Source organism: Roseateles sp. GW821-FHT09G03 (assembly GCF_059416045.1).
Map to the genome: position 1 here is coordinate 79,294 of NZ_JBWKOK010000006.1, position 16,756 is coordinate 96,049.

At 69.7% G+C, this 16,756-nt stretch carries 14 protein-coding genes; 8 read left to right on the forward strand and 6 right to left on the reverse strand.

Going from position 1 to position 16,756, the window contains the following annotated elements; translation table 11 throughout:
• The first annotated feature begins 14 nt into the window (after positions 1–14).
• Positions 15–938 (forward strand): M48 family metallopeptidase, encoded by a 924-nt coding sequence (locus AC07OZ_RS21215; RefSeq protein WP_495469061.1) that lies wholly within the window; start codon positions 15–17, stop codon positions 936–938.
• 419 nt (positions 939–1,357) lie between these two features.
• Here the strand turns inward: AC07OZ_RS21215 and AC07OZ_RS21220 are convergent, their stop codons facing one another.
• A complete protein-coding gene (locus tag AC07OZ_RS21220; protein ID WP_495469062.1) occupies positions 1,358–2,413 on the reverse strand; it encodes an MBL fold metallo-hydrolase in 1,056 nt (351 codons plus the stop codon).
• 45 nt (positions 2,414–2,458) lie between these two features.
• Here AC07OZ_RS21220 and AC07OZ_RS21225 point away from each other — a divergent pair, with 45 nt between their 5' ends.
• The 4 genes from AC07OZ_RS21225 (at position 2,459) to AC07OZ_RS21240 (ending at position 5,883) form a co-directional block, all read left to right on the forward strand.
• The gene (locus AC07OZ_RS21225; RefSeq protein WP_495469063.1) at positions 2,459–2,929 is read left to right on the forward strand and encodes a MerR family transcriptional regulator; all 471 of its coding nucleotides are present in this window, start codon (positions 2,459–2,461) and stop codon (positions 2,927–2,929) included.
• Positions 2,930–3,066: 137 nt separating this feature from the next.
• On the forward strand, positions 3,067–3,456 hold the full coding sequence (gene speD, locus AC07OZ_RS21230; RefSeq protein ID WP_495469064.1) for an adenosylmethionine decarboxylase: 390 nt from the start codon (positions 3,067–3,069) through the stop codon (positions 3,454–3,456).
• A 41-nt stretch (positions 3,457–3,497) separates the two neighbouring features.
• A complete protein-coding gene (locus AC07OZ_RS21235; protein WP_495469065.1) occupies positions 3,498–4,763 on the forward strand; it encodes a YjgN family protein in 1,266 nt (421 codons plus the stop codon).
• Positions 4,764–4,779: 16 nt separating this feature from the next.
• Positions 4,780–5,883 carry a M48 family metallopeptidase gene (locus tag AC07OZ_RS21240; protein ID WP_495469066.1) on the forward strand — a complete coding sequence of 368 codons (1,104 nt, stop codon included), beginning with the start codon at positions 4,780–4,782 and terminating at the stop codon, positions 5,881–5,883.
• A gap of 3 nt (positions 5,884–5,886) precedes the next feature.
• On the opposite strand, the gene AC07OZ_RS21245 is transcribed toward AC07OZ_RS21240, so the two are convergent.
• A complete protein-coding gene (locus AC07OZ_RS21245) occupies positions 5,887–9,105 on the reverse strand; it encodes a S9 family peptidase (protein WP_495469067.1) in 3,219 nt (1,072 codons plus the stop codon).
• Positions 9,102–9,794, reverse strand: a complete 693-nt coding sequence (locus AC07OZ_RS21250; RefSeq protein ID WP_495469068.1) for an alpha/beta hydrolase — start codon at positions 9,792–9,794, stop codon at positions 9,102–9,104. Before AC07OZ_RS21250 ends, AC07OZ_RS21245 begins: the two co-directional genes overlap by 4 nt.
• A 184-nt stretch (positions 9,795–9,978) precedes the next feature.
• On the opposite strand from AC07OZ_RS21250, the gene AC07OZ_RS21255 reads away from it, so the two are divergent.
• Positions 9,979–10,344, forward strand: coding sequence for a PspC domain-containing protein (locus tag AC07OZ_RS21255; protein ID WP_495469069.1), 366 nt, complete (start codon positions 9,979–9,981; stop codon positions 10,342–10,344).
• An 11-nt stretch (positions 10,345–10,355) separates the two neighbouring features.
• On the opposite strand, the gene AC07OZ_RS21260 is transcribed toward AC07OZ_RS21255, so the two are convergent.
• Positions 10,356–11,015, reverse strand: coding sequence for a class I SAM-dependent methyltransferase (locus tag AC07OZ_RS21260; RefSeq protein ID WP_495469070.1), 660 nt, complete (start codon positions 11,013–11,015; stop codon positions 10,356–10,358).
• A 110-nt stretch (positions 11,016–11,125) separates the two neighbouring features.
• Here AC07OZ_RS21260 and AC07OZ_RS21265 point away from each other — a divergent pair, with 110 nt between their 5' ends.
• Positions 11,126–11,701 carry a hypothetical protein gene (locus AC07OZ_RS21265; RefSeq protein WP_495469071.1) on the forward strand — a complete coding sequence of 192 codons (576 nt, stop codon included), beginning with the start codon at positions 11,126–11,128 and terminating at the stop codon, positions 11,699–11,701.
• Positions 11,702–11,788: 87 nt separating this feature from the next.
• A complete protein-coding gene (locus AC07OZ_RS21270) occupies positions 11,789–13,837 on the forward strand; it encodes an alkaline phosphatase (RefSeq protein ID WP_495469072.1) in 2,049 nt (682 codons plus the stop codon).
• A gap of 241 nt (positions 13,838–14,078) precedes the next feature.
• Here AC07OZ_RS21270 and AC07OZ_RS21275 read toward each other — a convergent pair whose 3' ends face one another.
• Both AC07OZ_RS21275 and AC07OZ_RS21280 read right to left on the reverse strand, forming a co-directional pair.
• The gene (locus tag AC07OZ_RS21275; RefSeq protein WP_495469073.1) at positions 14,079–15,518 is read right to left on the reverse strand and encodes an efflux transporter outer membrane subunit; all 1,440 of its coding nucleotides are present in this window, start codon (positions 15,516–15,518) and stop codon (positions 14,079–14,081) included.
• A complete protein-coding gene (locus AC07OZ_RS21280) occupies positions 15,515–16,753 on the reverse strand; it encodes an HlyD family secretion protein (protein ID WP_495469395.1) in 1,239 nt (412 codons plus the stop codon). The genes AC07OZ_RS21275 and AC07OZ_RS21280 overlap by 4 nt, the downstream gene beginning before the upstream one ends.
• Positions 16,754–16,756 lie beyond the last annotated feature (3 nt).

Consider the following 16,756-nt stretch of genomic DNA (forward strand, 5'->3'; position numbering starts at 1 on the left):
TACACTCGCAGTCCATGCTGCCTTCCAAGCTGCGGGGACTGGGTGCGCTGCTGAACAGCTTCACGCAGCTGTCGCTGTTCGACACCGAGCCCCAGCCCCAGCCCGTTCCCTCGACGACCTCTCCGGTGCCCCCGCCGGAGCCGCTCGCGCCGACGCCGCGGTCGCGCGGCGATGCCGGCGCCTCCACGCGTCAGGTCTTGCTCCAGGGCCAGTCCATTCCCTATGAACTGAAACGCGCACGTCGCCGCAGCATCGGCTTCACCGTGAGCGAGGACGGCCTGCGCGTGTCCGCGCCGAAGTGGGTACCGCTGGGCGACATCGACAAGGCGTTGCAGCAGAAGGGCGAGTGGATCCTGCGCAAGCTCGTCGAGCAGCGCGAGCGCGCGCGGCGCACGCAGGCGGCGCGCGTCCACTGGGGGGATGGCTGCAGCCTGCCTTACCTCGGCGAACCGCTGATCGTGGTGCTCGACCCGTCGCTGACGGGGGCGCGGCTCGACGAGGGCCAGACCGATCCGCAGCCGACGCTGGCCACCGTGCCGCGGCGCATGCTCTACCTCGGCCTGCCGCAGGACGCGACCCCCGACCAGATCCGCGACACGGTGCAGGCCTGGCTGCAGCGCCAGGCGCGGCAGCGCTTCGAGCAGCGCTGCCGGCACTTCGCGGGGCCGCTGGGCGTCACGATGACGGGGCTGCGGCTCTCCTCCGCGCAGACGCGCTGGGGCAGCGCCAGCGCGGACGGGATGATCCGGCTCAACTGGCGGCTGATCCACTTCTCGCCGGCGCTGATCGACTACGTCGTCGCGCATGAACTCGCGCACCTCAAGGAGATGAACCACAGCCCGCGGTTCTGGGCGGTGGTGAGATCCGTGTTCCCGGAATACGAACTCGCGCGCGATCGCCTCAAACAGGCGGTGCTGCCGTTGATGGACGAGGCGTAAAAGGCTTCGGTACTGCCACCGCCGCTGGCCCTCACCCCAACCCTTTCCCGCAAGCGGGAGAGGGAGCAAGAAGGGGCAAGAAGGCTTGGTACCGCTACGTTTCAAAGGGTTCCCCCTTCAGGGGGGCTTGTAGCTGATTTGAGTGGCGGTACACACTGGGGATTGCTGTCATCACTCGCATCTGAGTCAGAACTTCCTCCCGCGTTCCGCTCCCGGCGGCGCCCAGGGTTCCCCAGCCGGCAGGCTGCGTCAGGACAACCCGCGCTCAGAGCCGACAAGCTGATGCATAAAAAGGCGCAGCGCCGCCGTCCCGTGATCGGGGCGGCGGCGACTGTCTTTCTGGGGGTCAGTTCTTGCGTCGATCAGCGCCGGGATGGCGCGGTGATCTCCAACCTTCAAGCTTTCACGCCGTCACGCCGTCACGCTGAGAAGCGATGGATGCCGTCCTCGTCCAGCGAACGGCGCAACTGCCCGCCCAGCCACAGCCGGTTCAGATGGGCCACCGCCTCGCCCATCGCGAAGGTCGTCTGGTGCAGGTCCAGCGGCCGGCGGAACATCATCGGCAGCAGCTCGGCCGCGTGACAGGGCTTCGCGGTGCAGGCTTCCAGCACTTCCGCCAGACGTTCCCGATGGTGTTCCTCGAGCTGGTCGATGCGCGCATGCAGACCGCGGAACGGCTTGCCATGCGCGGGCAGCACCAGCGTGTCGGCCGGCAGGGCGCTCAGCCGCGCGATCGAGTCCAGGTAGAGCTGCAGCGGATCGGCCTCCGGCTCCACGTCGAGGACGGAGATGTTGGTCGAGATCCTCGGCAGCATCATGTCGCCGGAGATCATCACGCCCAGCGATTCACTGAACAGGCTGATGTGCTCCGGCGCATGGCCGTAACCCACGAGGCAGCGCCAGTCGTGATCGCCGATGCGCACCGTCATGCCGTCCATGAGCCGGCGGAACGCCGCCGGGATCGCCGGCACCATGCTCGGGTAGTAGCTCGCGCGGCCGCGGATCTTCTCCAGCGCCGCCGGATCGCTCAGCCCATGGCTGCCGAAGAACGCCGCCGCCGCTTCGCCGCCCAGGCCGACCGTCGACGAGGAGGCGACGCGCGCCAGCTGGTAATCCGTGGCGCTGATCCAGAGCCTGCACTGCCACTTCTCGGTCAGCCAATGCCCCAGTCCCAGGTGGTCGGGATGGAAGTGCGTGACGATCACGCGCAGCACCGGCAGGCCGTCCAGGCGTTCGGCGAAAACGCGCTCCCAGTTCGCCTTCGTGGTGTCGTTGTGGATGCCGCAGTCGACGATGGTCCAGCCCTCGCGACTGTCCAGCACGTCGCGCAGCAGCCAGAGGTTGATGTGGTCCAGCGCGAAGGGCAGCCCCATCCGCACCCAGCGCACGCCGGGCAGCAGGTCCAGCGCTTCGCCGGGGCCTGGCAGCGTGTCGCCCAGGGGGTAGGAGAGTTCCGATTCGCGGGGGTTGGCCATGGCTTTAGACTTACGTTTACGTCAACGTCATTTGCCAGTGTAGCCATGAGCCCCTCTTCCCGCCCGACCCCGGCCGATGACCTGCCCGAGGACGCGCTGCCCGAGGCCGGCGATGACGCGGGGCCGCTGTTCACGATCACCGAACTGGCGGCCGAGTTCGACATCACCCCCCGCGCGATCCGTTTTTACGAGGACATGGGCCTGCTGACGCCGGCTCGCGCCGGCCGCAACCGTGTCTACACGCAGCGCGACCGCACCCGGCTGAAGCTGACGCTGCGCGGCAAGCGGCTGGGCCTGTCGCTGCAAGAGATCAAGCAGTTGGTCGACATGTACGACAGCCAGTCCGACACCGTGCCGCAGGCGCGCGCGTTCCTGGGTGTCCTGGAGCAGCACCGTCGCCAGTTGCAGCAGCAACTGAACGACATCGAGATCACGCTCGCAGAGATCGCCCAGCACGAAGAGCGCTGCCACGCGCTTCTCGCCGACGCCGAAGCCGAACAACAGCCGACCGCCTGACTCGGTCCCAATCCGTCGCAGGAAGACAGTGGTTGGGGACGGCTGTGCGTGGGGTTTCGGAGCTTGACTCCGGGGCCCCACGCACAGGCGGCCAACGCTCCGGCCTCCGAAGGACTGTGACCCTACACTCCTCGTCCATGAACGGCCTGCACCTCACAGCCGACCTGGCCGGTTGCGCCAACGACGCCCTGCTCACGGACGGGTCAGGTCTTGCGCGGGCAATCCGCGCGGCAGCGGAGGCCGCCGGCCTGTCCGTCGTCGGTGAACACTGGCACCGCTTCCCCGATGCCTTGGACGGTCAGCCCGGCGGCATCACCGGCATGCTGCTGCTCGCGGAGTCCCACGTGGCGCTCCACACCTGGCCGGAGATCGCCTCGGTCACGCTGGACGTCTACGTCTGCAACTACGAAGGCGACAACTCGGACAAGGCACGCGCGCTGATGGCGGCGCTGGTGGCGCTGTTCGAGCCGGCTGACGCCCGGCATCACGCGCTCGTCCGAGGGCAACTGGGCGCCGAGGCGCTTTAGTAGACTCTCGCCCGGCCCAGAAGGGCCCGGGAGTAGAGGGATTGATCGAGAGCAACACCGAGCTGACGCTGGTGCCGAAGGCACCGACGCCTGCGAAGCCTGTGCCTGCGCCTGCGCGCGGGGCGGCCTCGGCGCGTCCGGCGGGGGCCTCGATGCCTGCGGGATCAGCCACCGGAGCTCCCGCCGCCGCCCCGGCGCGAGACGCGCCTGTCGCCAAGCGGCATGCGCAGCGCCTGGAGTTCACCGGCACCGGCGGCGACTACTTCCGCGTCTGGATCGTCAACACGCTGCTGACCCTGGCGACGCTGGGCATCTACTCCGCCTGGGCGAAGCGCCGCAAGGCGAGCTGGTTTGCGCGACACACGCTGCTGGCCGGCGAACCCTTCGATTTCCACGGCGACCCGCGCCGCATCCTCGCCGGACGCGTGGTGGCGCTGATCCTGCTGGGCGCCTACGCCCATGCGTTCGAGTGGTCCGTGCTGGCGGGCTTCGCCATGCTGGCAGTGGTGTACGCGGTCGGGCCGATGCTGTTCGCGGGTGCGCAGCGCTTCAAACTGGGCAACACCAGCTGGCGTGGCCTGCGCTTCGGGTTCCAGGCGAACGCCGTCACCGTGTACGCCTCCTGCCTGCCGCTGCTGGTGGCATGGACGCTGGTCTCGGTCGTCGCGAGCTGGGGCCTGAATCCCCTCGTCGACGGCTTGTCGGGGCTGACGCTCGTCCTGCTGCTCCCGCTTGCGCACGGCCGGCTCAAGCGCTTCCAGCATCGCCATGCCCGCTACGGCACGCTCGCCTTCGACTTCCAGCTGTCCGTGGACGCGTTCTACGGCCTGTACGTGCGCCTGGGCCTGGCGCTGATCGTCGGCGGCGCGGTGGCCGCGCTGCTCGGCTTCGGCGTGTCCGCCGCGCTGACGCTGGTGCCGGGGACGGAAGACGGTCCGATCGGCATGGTGTTGCCGCTCTTGGCGTTCGCCGTGGTCTGGACCTTCGCCTGGCCGGTCTACGTCGCGCGGCTTCAGCAACTGACGTGGACCCGCACCCAGTTGTCGGGCGGCGTCGGATTCGCCTATGCGATCTCCGAGTTCACGCTCTTCAAGACGCTGCTGGCGCACGGCCTGCTGACGCTGCTGACGCTGGGCCTGTATTGGCCCTTCCTCGCCGTGCGCGTTGCCAAGCAACGCATCGAGGGTCTGGTCGTGCTGTCCGACACCCCGATCGGCGAGCTGGTCGTGACGGCCCCGCAGCGTCGCGGCCGCGGCGCGATCGGCGATGGCGCCGCCGAGGCCTTCGGCCTGGACATCGGCTGGTGAGCGCGCGGGACCTGACATGAAACCTCAGACCCACACCGCCACGGCCCGCTGGTTCGACGGCGTCGGGAACCGGCCCCGCGAGGTCCGCGTGCGCCTGAGCCGCAACCACTTCGAATTCATGCCGTGGCCGCCGCTCCCGCAATCGTCGTCCTCGATGCCGCCGTCGGAAGCCGAGCTGGCCGCGTCGCGGCCGTCGATGCCCGGACTGCGCCGCTACGCCCGCAAGGCGCTGCAGGTCGGCGAATGGTGGCGCGACCGTCCGACGCCGGTCGGCCTGCCGGACGGCGGCACGGTCTGGCTGCCCGCGGACAGCGCCATGGGGCGCGCGCTTGGCGGCCAATCGCTGACGTCGCTGATCATCAGCAGCTGGAGCCTGGCCGTGTGTGCGCTGGTGGCGCTGATCGCGCTGGTCGTGTGGTTCGACCGCCAGGGCGCGGGCCTGCTGGCGCGTGCCACGCTGCCGCTGATCCCGGCGCAGCTCGATGTCGCCGTCGGCCAGCGGATCGAGCAGCAGATCGAGGCCACGTGGCTGCGGCCGTCCCGCCTGCCGGTGCAGCGCCAGCAGGCGATCCGCGCGCGCTTCGCCGACATCGCCGGTCGCGTGTTCCCGGGCATGGCGCTGGACGTCCGTTTTGCGCGCCAGGGCGATCTCCCCGGCTTCAACGCAATGGCGTTGCCCAACGGCACGATCTTCGTCTTCGACGGGTTGGTCGAGGCGCTGAGCGATGACGAGCTGATCGCCGTGCTCGGCCACGAAGCCGGCCATGTGAAGCACCGGCACGCGATGCGCCACCTGATGCACGGCGCCAGTCTGCTGTCGGTGGCGGGTGTCGTGATGGGCGACTTCTCATCGGTCGCCGCGGGGACGCTGGCGAGTGCGCAGTCGCTGCGCTACTCGCGCGACGCGGAGCGCGAATCCGACGCCGAGGCGCAACGCCTGATCCTGCGTGAACACCTGCCCAACGAGACGCTGGTCGGCGCGTGGCTCAAGATCCTGGAGCAGATGCGGCGGGACGGCCGCGTCGACAGTGGCACCCCGTGGCTCTCGACGCACCCGCCGATCGGCGAGCGCATCGAGAGCGCGCGGTACGCGGCGCAGAACGCGGAACCGCCGCGCTGAGGCCTACTTGGCGCTCGTGGTGGCCGGCGATTCCTGCCCCTTGGCGACGGCGGTCTCCGCTGGCGGCGTCGCCGGCTTGAACTGACCCATCACGTCGCGCTTGCCGCGCTCGAGGTAGGGCACCGGCTGGTCCATCCACGTGGGGCGTGGGCTGCCGAGCAGGTAGTGGTCGAAGAACTCGGCCATGTGCACGGTGTAGTGCTTCATGTTGTCGCGGTCGCGCAGGCCGTGCTTCTCGCCGTTGTAGTTGAACCAGTACGCTTCCTTGCCCAGGCGGCGCAACGCGGTGAAGAACTCGATGCCCTGGTACCAGGGCACCGCGTCGTCCTCGTCGTTGTGGATGGTCAGGTAAGGCGTGGTGACCTTGTCGACGCGGAAGATCGGCGAGTTCTCCAGGTACAGGTCCGGACGCTCCCACGGCGTGGCGCCGATGCGGCTCTGGCCGTGCTCGTACTGGAACGCGCGGCTGATGCCCGCGCCCCAGCGGATGCCGCCGTAGCCGCTGATCATGTTGGCCATGGACGCGCCGGCCTCGGCCGCGCGGAACTGGTTGGTGTGCGTGATCAGGTAGTTGATCTGGTACGCCCCCCAGCTGTGGCCCTGGATGCCCACGCGCTTGGGATCGACGTAGCCCTTGGCGATCTGCTGGCGGATCGCCGGCAGCACCGTGTTCATCGCACTCTTGCCCGGTTGTCCCGTCGTGTAGACGATGTCCGGCCGCAGCACCAGGTAGCCGTTGCTGACGTAGCGCGTGACGTTGATGTTCTGCGCTGGCGCCGGCGGGATGTAGCGGTACCGGTTGTCGGTCATCTTCTCGTAGATGTAGACCATCATCGGATACTGCTTCTTCGGATCGAAGTCGGCCGGCTTGGCCAGCAGCGCGCGCAGCTTCTTGCCGTCGGCGGCGGTGTACTCGACCAGCTCCTGCGTGCCCCACGCATACCGCGACTGCTGCGGGTTGGCGTCGCTGATCTGCTGCGGCTGCTGGAACGCGAGCGTCGAGGTCCACAGGTCCGGGAACTGCGTGAAGCTCTGCTGCGTGAAGACGATGCGGTCCGCGTCCTTGGCCTTGATCAGGCCGCCGATCATGCGGTCGTCCTGGATCAGCGCCTTGGGCGCGCCGCCGGTCGCATCGACGCGGAAGTAGCCGCTGGCGCGGGTGATGTCGTGGGTGCCGGTCAGTGTCAGCGCGTCGGCGGGCAGCGGCTTCTTGTCGGCGTCCTCAGGGTCGAGCGGCACGACGCGCAGTTGCAGCTGCTGCTTGCGGCCCCAGCCCTGCGTGAGGTTGCGCGACTGGCCGGTGGCCGGCTGCACGGCCCAGAGGTCGAACTTGTCGTAGACGACGACGCTGTCGTCGTCCGCGGTCCAGCCCGCGCTGCCGTAGGGAGAGGGCAGGTCGGGCACGTCGCGGTCGTCGTTGTCGAAGCGCGACTTGATCTTGCCGGTCAGGTCGATGGCGGCGGCGGTGTCGGTGCGCCAGGCCATCCAGCGCGCGGCCGGCGCGTCGAAGCCCAGCACGTAGCGGCCGGCGGGCGACAGCGTCGGCGCGTGGCGGAGCTTGCGCGCCAGCGGCTTCGCCGCCCCGGTGTTCAGGTCGACGGCATAGGCGTCCATGTAGGCGCCTTCCCACGACATCAGCTGGCGATAAGGCAGCTCGCTCAGGCCGAGCGCGACGGTGGCGTTCTCGTTGACCTGGATCGTCGGAAGTTCCTTGGTCGCGAGCTGCACGAAGCGCGCCGCGTCGACGTCGCTGCCCAGGTGCACGACCGCGCGGTAGCTGCGGGCGCGTTCCCGCTCCGCCTTGGCCTTCTGCGCGGATTGCAGCTCCGGATCCTTCCAGTGCCAGAGGTCGACCTTCATCGGCTCGGGCGCATCCTTGGGTTCCGGCGCGGGGAGCTCGGCGGTGCCGAGGAACAGGCGCTGCCCGTCCTTGCTGAAGGCGAGCGCGGCGTGCTCGCTCGGCGTCCAGCCGGCGGGCATGCCGGCGGTCCCGGCGCTGACCAGCACCGCCGCGCGCTCCTGGCCGGCCTTCCACAGGAAGAGCTTGAACGGCGTCGGATCGGGCTTGTCGACCTTCTCGTCCTTCTTCTCTTCCTTCTTGTCGTCGGCCTTCTTGGCCTTCTCTGCCTTCTCGGCGGCCTTGGTGTCGGCGACGTGGTCGCGGTTGCTGACGAAGGCCAGTCGGCGGCCGGCCTCATCGAAGCGCAGCTGCTTGTAGCTGCCGGCGCCGGACATCACTGCGCGCGCCTGCGTCGGCGCGGCGGGGTCGATGAGGTAGACGCCTTCGCGAGCGGTCTCGTCGGGGGCAGGTCTTGCCTCGGCGACGACGGCCGCGGCGTCCGACGCGCCGGAAGCATTCGGAGCCGTCGACGCCGGCACGACCGGCGCGGATGGTGCTGCCGGCGCTGGCCCCGCGGCCGGCTTGGCCGCCTCCTTCTTCGCCGGCTCCTTGACGGAGACCACGTAGGCCAGCAGCGTGCCGCCGTTGTTCCAGGCGAAGTCCGACGCGTCCTTGAAGGTGTTGCGCTGCTTGGTCTCCGCGTCGATCAGCAGCAGGTCGTTGCCGGGCGCCTTCTTCGCGGACGGACCGCCGCCTTCGGCCGGGGCTTCCTGATCGAACAGGTCATCCGCTTCGTCGGTTTTCGCCGCCGGAGCCTTCGCCTCCTTCTTCGCCGGTGCCTCCAGCAGCAGCGCCAGATGCTGCCCGCCGTCCTTGCCCCAGGCGAGGCGCTTCACACGCTCGACGGTCTCGACCTTGCCGGTGGCGAGATCCATCCAGGCCGCGCCGGCCTTGGGCGCGTCGTCGCCCTTCTTCTTGTCCTTCTTCGCCTTGTCGAGCTCGACGCGCGTCGGTTGTACCGCGAAGGCGACGAAGCGCCCGTCGGCGCTGAACTGCGGCGAGGTGCCCCGCGGCGCGCGGTACTCGCGGCCGTCGGCCACGTGGCGCACGACGAGTTCGCCATCGGCCTCCTGCGCGACCAGCGCGTAGGCGATCCATTGCCCATCGCGGCTCAGCTGCGTGTGCTGGATGCTGCGCCAGGTGGCGTAGACGTCGTGCGTGATCGGCAGCTTGGCGGCGACGGGCTGCGCCACGGAGGCGGCCGCGGCGGCGACCGGCGTGACGGACTGCGGCGGCGTGACCGCCGACAACGGCGACAGCGGCACAAACGGCAGCAGGGCGAGCGACAGCGCGGGGAGCGAGGACTGGAAGCGCCGGGTCATTGGGCACCTCCCGCGGCGGTGAGCGTCTTCACGAGCCAGGCCTGCAGGTCCTGGATCTCTTCCTGGCTGACCTCGTGGGCCATCGGGTACTCATGCCACTCGACGTTGTGGCCGAGCCGCTGCAGTTCGGCGAGCGAGGCGTGCGCTCTTGCGGGCACGACGACGCCGTCATTGCTGCCGTGGGCCAGGAAGATCGGCGTGTCCGCATTGGCGGTGTTCCGTTCAGCCTCGGTCGTGCCCAGCACGGGCAGATAGCCGGACAAGCCGACGAGTCCCGCCAGCCGCTTCGGATACCTCAGCCCGGTCATCAGCGTCATCGCGCAACCCTGCGAGAAGCCCATCAGCACGACGCGTTCCGGCGGGATGCCGAACTCGCTTTCCTCGCGGGCGATCAGGTCCTCGATCAGGCGCTGCGACACGCGCAGACCGTCGGCGTCTTCGCGCTGGCTGAGGTCGCCGTGGCGGATGTCGTACCAGGCGCGCATGCGCATGCCGCCGTTGATGGTGACGGGGATCTCGGGGGCGCTCGGCAGCACGACGCGCAAGCCGCCCAGCGCCAGCACCGGCGACAGGTCCAGGGCCTGGACCACGGGGACGAAGTCGTTGCCGTCGGCGCCCAGGCCGTGCAGCACCAGCAGGCTGAAACGGGGCGCCTCGCGGGTCTGCAGTTCGATGGTTTCGAGGTTCATGGACGGGAATGCTAGTCCGCCGCGCGACGCCGGTCCTGGGTGGAAACGCCCTGTCGCGCCTCATCCGCTCCGCATCGCGCCCAGATGCAGCCGGTCGCACGCGCCTCGCGGCGGGCGGGACGGATGCGTAGTCTTCAACCCATCGCATCTTCCGATGCACGACCCTCCGGGAAAGGAGCCCACCATGTCCGACAGCGAAGAACTCAGCCGACTGGCCGATCTGCATCAACGCGGCATCCTCAGCGACGAGGAGTTCGCCAAGGCCAAGGAGCGGGTGCTGAACGCCAGCAGCCGGTCGTCGTCTTCGACCTCCTATGCGTACGCCACGCCGCACGGCGGCGCCAGCGGGGCACCGGTGGTGAACGCGATCAATACCTTCCGCCGCAGCCGCGACGACCGCTGGATCGGCGGCGTGTGCGGCGGGCTCGCCCGGCTGAGCGGTCTGGCGGCTTGGTTCTGGCGGATCGTGTTCGTGGCGCTCACGACGTGCGCTGGGGGTGGGGTGCTGCTGTATTTGCTGCTGTGGATCTTTGTGCCGTTGGAGGACTGATCGAAAAACTCTCAACGATGTTGAGAGAAACCGGTCAACACATACGCGGAGGCGAGCCAGCGGCGCTCGACCTCCGCGTTTTTCATCCGGGACTCGAGCAAGCGCCACGGGCACTCGAGACCATCCATGCGCACGATCGAATGCATCGCCGCGCCGAGCACGAACAGGTTGCTCATCGGCATCCACGGCGGCGCCCAAGCGAGTCCCGCGGCCACGATGCGTGCGCCGGGCTTGAGGGCCGCGAAGGCGCGTGCCAGACCTTCCTCGCTCTGCAGCACGTCGTGCGTGAAGAAGAAGATCGCCGCATCCGCGCGGCGTGTGCCGAGGACGGACGCGTAGTCCGCGTCTTCCGCCGTGGCGCCCAGGAAGGCTATCGGTGCCGGGAGGTGGTCCACCCTCGCGCGCTGCTTGGCTTGGCGCATCATCGTCTCGCAGGGCTCGACGGCGACGATCCGGCCGGTACGCCCCACCGCCGCGCTCAGCCCGGGCAGGCTCAACCCGGTGCCCGCGCCGACGTCGAGCACCGTCTGCCCCGGCTGCAGGTCGAGCAACGCGATCGCCTCGCGCCGCAGCGGCGCCACCGGCATCAGCTCGTAGTCGTACACCGGCGCACGGCGCGTATAGAGCGCGTTCAGGGCTTGCCGGCCAGGACCAGGGTCTTGCGTTTTCATGGACTCCCTTGTGCTGCCGGGCCAGCTTCGGGGTGCGCGACCTGCGGTGTCAAGCAAGAAAAACGGAGCGTCACGGAACCGTCATGCGGGGCCGAAAGAATCGCGTCCCTATGTGCGTCCAACTCACCACAGGTACGCGGCTTGCCCGCCGTGCCGCCCGCTCGATCGCCGCGCTGTGCGCCGCGGTCGTCCTTCCCCTGAGCGCATCCGTCGCGCATGCCGAATCCGCGCCACTTGATGCGGCGTCCAATGCGGCCGCCGATCTGAAGTTCTCGCAGTTCTTCAAGTCGCCGATTGGTCCGGCCGGCCTGGAACTGTCCGACAGCCTGCGCGCCGCCGATGGCCGCCCGGTGCGCCTGGTCGGCTACATGGTCGCCCAGGAGCAGGCCAAGCCCGGCCGCTTCTGGCTCACGCCGCGCCCGGTGCGCATGAGCGAACACGCCGACGGCGAGGCCGATGACCTGCCCGCCGCCGCCGTGACCGTGCTGCTCGATCCGTCTCAACGCGAGCGCCTGATCGCGCACCGCGACGGGCTGGTGGTGCTCACCGGCACGCTGTCCATCGGCCGCGTCGAGGACGAGACCGGCCGCGTCTCCTGGATCCGACTGCAGTTGCCGCCCGGCGCGCTCGAGGCCCAGTCGGCGGCCGCGACCGCCCAGCCCGACGCCCACGGTCATCGTCATTGACCCCCCCCGATCGCGCTTGATCGCCTTCTGATTGCCCTTGACCGCCGCCCGCGCGGTTCCCGACTTCCCCGACTCGAGTCCACCACGATGAAACACCTGCCTTCCCTGCTCGCCGGCGCCTGCGCGCTGCTGGCGCTGAGTGCTGCCCAGGCGGCGCCCACCGTCACCCGCCTGACGCCGCCGAGCGAGCGTTTCTCCACCGGCCAGCCGGAGCCGGTCATCGCGCGCTTCCTGCCCGGCCAGCGTTTCGACCTGCAGGCGACGATCAAGCCGGACGCGGGCCAGCGCATCACCGCCGCGCGTTTCGTGATCGACGGCAAGCCGGTCGACGCGACGGTCGCGCTGCGCGACTGCGCCACCGGTTGCGTGAAGGGCGTGAGCGCGGAGACCGCGATCGCCACGATCCGCGCGGTGAGCCTGGAGAAGGCCGGCCGGCACGAGTTCAGCGTCGAGGCCACGCAGTCCGACGGCCAGAAGGTCGCCGCCACCGGCAACTTCGACGTGGTGCCGTTCACCGCGGCGATGGGCCCGAAGGTGAAGAACATCATCATCCTGCTGGGCGACGGCATGGGCGCCGCGCAACGCACCGCGGCCCGCATCGTCAAGGGCGGCTACGCGCAGGGCAAGGTCATCAACCCGCTGGCGATGGACACCTTCCCAGCGACGGGCATGGTGAAGACGGCGTCGTTGAACTCGGTGGTGACGGATTCGTCGCCGGGCATGACGTCCTACGTCTCGGGCAACAAGAACAACAACAATGAAGAAGGCGTGTTCCCCGACGACACGGTCGAACCTTTCGACAACCCGCGCATCGAGTACCTGTCCGAGTACCTGCATCGCACGCAGGGCAAGGCGCTGGGCATCGTGACGACGGCGGACGTGTTCGACGCGACGCCGGCCGGCAACGCGGTGCACACGAGCAACCGCGGCGCGGGCACCGGCATCGTCGACCAGTTCTTCGACGACCGCTCGCGCACCGGCCTGACGGTGCTGCTGGGCGGCGGCCGCAAGTGGTTCCTGCCCGCGGGCACGGCGGGCTCGGAGCGCGCCGACGGCAACGACTACGCGTTCTCGGCGACCGATCCGCACACGTCGGAGATCGTCAAGCGCTGGGGCGCCGCCCCGGGCGCGAAGGACAAGGGCCGCGACCTGATCCAGGAGTTCCAGGGCGCCGGCTACCGCTACGCGCCGACGAAGACGGAACTCGAGGCGGCCACGGCCGGCGCGGGCGCCGACAAGCTGCTGGGCCTGTTCGCGTTCTCCAACATGAACGTGGCGCTGGACAAGATCGACGGCCGCCGCGGTGCGAAGAAGGGCCTGGCGGGCGGCAGCGTCGTCGACGACTACGGTTTCCCCGACCAGCCGATGCTGGATGAGATGGCCAAGGCCGCGATCGCGACGCTGAAGAAGCAATCCAAGGGCTTCGTGCTGATGATCGAGGGCGCCTCGATCGACAAGCAGGCGCACAACATGGACAGCGAGCGCTGGATGCTGGACACGATCGAGTTCGACCGTGCCGTGCAGGTCGCGCAGGACTTCGCCCGCGAGAACGGCGACACGCTGGTCATCGTGACGGCGGACCACGAGTGCTCGGGCGCGGCGCTGATCGGCGGCTCGATGCTCACCGACCAGGCGCTGCTGGACGCGGCGACGAAGAAGGGCGCGGCCAACCTGCGCGACAAGGTCGTCGGCGTGTACGAGAAGGCGGGCTTCCCGCGTTATCGCATCGCGGCCGATGGCTACCCGGAAGCGACCGACATCGACTACCGCCTGCTGGTGGGATACGGCGCGAACGCCGACCGCTACGAAGACTGGCGCACCAACGCGACGCCGCTGCGTGATTCGCAGCAGCCGCTGGCCAAGTCCGAGCCGCTGAAGTGGTACCCGGCCAATGCCGCCGAGCGCGACGACGCGACGGGCGAATTCCTGGTCACGGGCCAGGTGCCTGGTGAGCAGGCCGTGCACACCGCGACGGACATCCCGCTGTCGGCCTTCGGCCCGGGCGCGCTGGCGTTCACGGGCGTCATCGACAACACGGACGTGTTCTTCAAGCTCGCGCAAGCGGCGGTGAAGGGCGCGACCGCGCCGGCGGATGCGACCGGCGCGAAGCGGCCGGCGAAGGTGGCGAAGAAGTAAAAGTCACTGCTTCGCAATGACTTCGATGGAGGGGCCTTCGGGCCCCTCGTCGTTTCCGCAACACCCGCCATTCTTTGGAGAGACTGTCGGGCCGCTCCTGCAAAATGCGTCTTGCCCTCGTGGCCTTTTCCATCTTCCAGCCCTACCGGGATCCATCTGGAAAACTGCCCTTTGTGGCCTTCGGAAGCCCAGTCGTACGGACTGGGCTTCTATCGTTTGGGGCGCGCAGATCGAGCGGCGATCAAGGTGATCGTTGCCAACCCCCACCCAACGCCCGCACCAGCGCCAGCCGGTTCTCCAACTCGCTCTGCCGGATGCGGATCAGGTCGTTGTCCTGCGCGAAGAGGTTGCGCTGGGCATCGAGTTCCTCGAGGTAGCCCGCGTAGCCCGCTTCGTAGCGGTCGTGCGCGTACCGCAACGAGCGTGCCAGCACCTCGCGGCGCTCCTGCGAGAAACGGCGCTGACGGTCCAGGCGCTCGATGCCGGCCAGGGCGTTCTCGACCTCGGTGAGCGCGGTCAGCACACGGCCGCGGTAGGCGTATGCGGCCTGGTCGCGCTGCGCGGTCGCAGTGTCGAACTGGGCCTGCAGGCGACCGGCGTCGAACAACGGCGCGAGCACGCTGCCGCCGATGCTCCAGACCCGGATCGGGTCGTAGTCGAGCGCCGACACGTAGAGCCGCCCCGCCGACGCGCTGAACTGGATCTGCGGCATGAAGGCCGCCCGGCGCGAGGCCAGCGTCGCATCGCTGGCGGCGAGCGTCAGCGCGGCCTGCGCGAGGTCGGGACGCCGCTCCAGCAGCGCCGACGGCAGCACCACGGGCGGCAGCGGCAGGTCGAGCTCTTCGAAGCGCCGGCCGCGTGGCATGTCCCCGGGTGGCTGGCCGGTGAGCTGCGCAAGCGCGTTCTCCTGGCGCCGGATCGCGAGCTCCAGTTGCGGCACCTGCTGCGCGACGGACGCGTACTCGGCCTGGGCCTGCGTGAGCTGCAACTGCGAGATGTAGCCGATGCGCGCCTGGTCCTGCGCGAGCCGCAAGGCTTCGGCGCGCGAGTCGAGCGTGCGCTTGGACAGCGCCAGCTGCGACTCCAGCGCGAGCAGCCCGATGTAGGACTGCGTGGTCGTCGCGGCCACGCTGAGCGCGGCGCCATCGCGATCGGCCTCGCTCGCCGCGACGCGCAGGCGCGCCGCCCGCGTCAGCGCGCCGAGGCGGTCCCACAGGTCGAACTCCCACGACGCCGCCAGCCCGGGCTGGACGACGTGCGACTCCGAGATGCCCGTCACCTGCAGCGTTCGCGAGCCTTGGACGGCGAGCGTCGCATTGAGCTGCGGACCTTCGGCGGCGCGGCTCGCGGAGAGCGCCGCACGCGCCTCGTCGAGACGGGCGCCGGCCAGCAGCAGGTCGTTGTTGTGCGCCAGCGCGCGGTCGACCAGCTCATCGAGCGCCGTATCGCCGAAGTCGCGCCACCACTGTGCACGGAGCTCGGCAACCGGCGCCGATGCGGCAGACGAGGGCGATGGCGCCGACGCCGGGGATCCGCTCGACACGGGCTGCTCGCGCCACGCCATCGGGGGCTCGATGCGCGAGGATTCCGGCGGCGCGCGCAGCGCTGGGGCGCAACCGGCGAGGAAGGTCGCCGCCAACGCAGCCAGCGACATGGTCCACGACGTCGCAGGGCTTCTCATCGCGCAGCCCCGGAAGCGGCGACCTCCGCGCCCCCAGCGCTCGATGTCGATGTCGATGTCGGTGCCGAGGCAGGTGCAGGTGCAGGTGCAGGTGCAGGCGCGGCCGCAGGCGCCGACGTCGAGGTCTCCACCGTCACGACGACCGACATCCCCGGCCGCAGCCGATCCGCGCCGGGCTGGTTCGGATCCAGCGCGATGCGCACCGGCAGCCGCTGCACGACCTTCGTGAAATTGCCGGTGGCGTTGTCGGCCTTGAGCACGGCGAACTCCGAGCCCGTCGCTGGCGCGATCTGCTGCACGCGGCCGCTGAAGCGCACGCCCTTGAGCGCGTCGGCCCGGAAGCTCGCCGGCTGGCCGACCTGCATGCGGCCCGTCTGTGTCTCCTTGAAGTTCGCGACGAGCCACAGCTGCTGCGGCACGAGGAACAGCAGCTGCGAGCCCGCGCTGACGTACTGCCCCAGCCGCACCGAGACCTCGCTGACCTGCCCGTCGGCCGGCGCGCGGATCACCGTGTTGGAGAGGTTGATGCGCGCCGTCGCGAGCTGGGCTTCCGCCGCCTGGACCTGCGCGTTCAAGCCGCCGCGGCTGACGGTGGTCGCCTTGATGCGTTCCTCGCCGATGCGGATGTCGGCGCGTGCCTTGTCGACGTTGGCGGTCGCGAGGCGATTGCTCGCGCGGACGCGGTCGCGCTCGTTCAACGAGACCGAGCCCCGGCCCGCGAGGTCCTCGACCCGCGCCAGTTCCGCCGTCGATCGCGCCAGCTCGCCCTCCGCCGACGCGAGCGTCGCGCGCGAGGCCGCCAGCGTCGCCTGGTTCTGCGCCTGCGTCTGGTCGAAGTTGTCGAACTGCGAGCCCGCGCTCGCGCGCTGCGCCTCGGCCTGCGCGACGGCCGCGGCATACAGGCGGTCGTCGATGCGCACCAGCGGCTGGCCGGCCTTCACCTGCTCGAAGTCCTTGACCAGCACCTCCACGACGTAGCCGTTGACCTGCGGCGACAGCACCGTGACCGCGCCGCGCAGGTAGGCGTTGTCGGTGGTCTCGTTGCTGGAATCGAAGGGGCCCAGCTCCCACGCGCGCATCACCAGCGTCACGCCGACCACCGCCACCACAGCCATCGCGACGATCGCCGTCGTCGAGGCCTTCAGGTACTTCGGCGCTGGCGCTGGCGCTGGCGCAGGAGGTGGTGGCGTGGGCGTCGGTGGCGCGGCAGGCGGCGACGGTGGAGACGCTTGCATCGG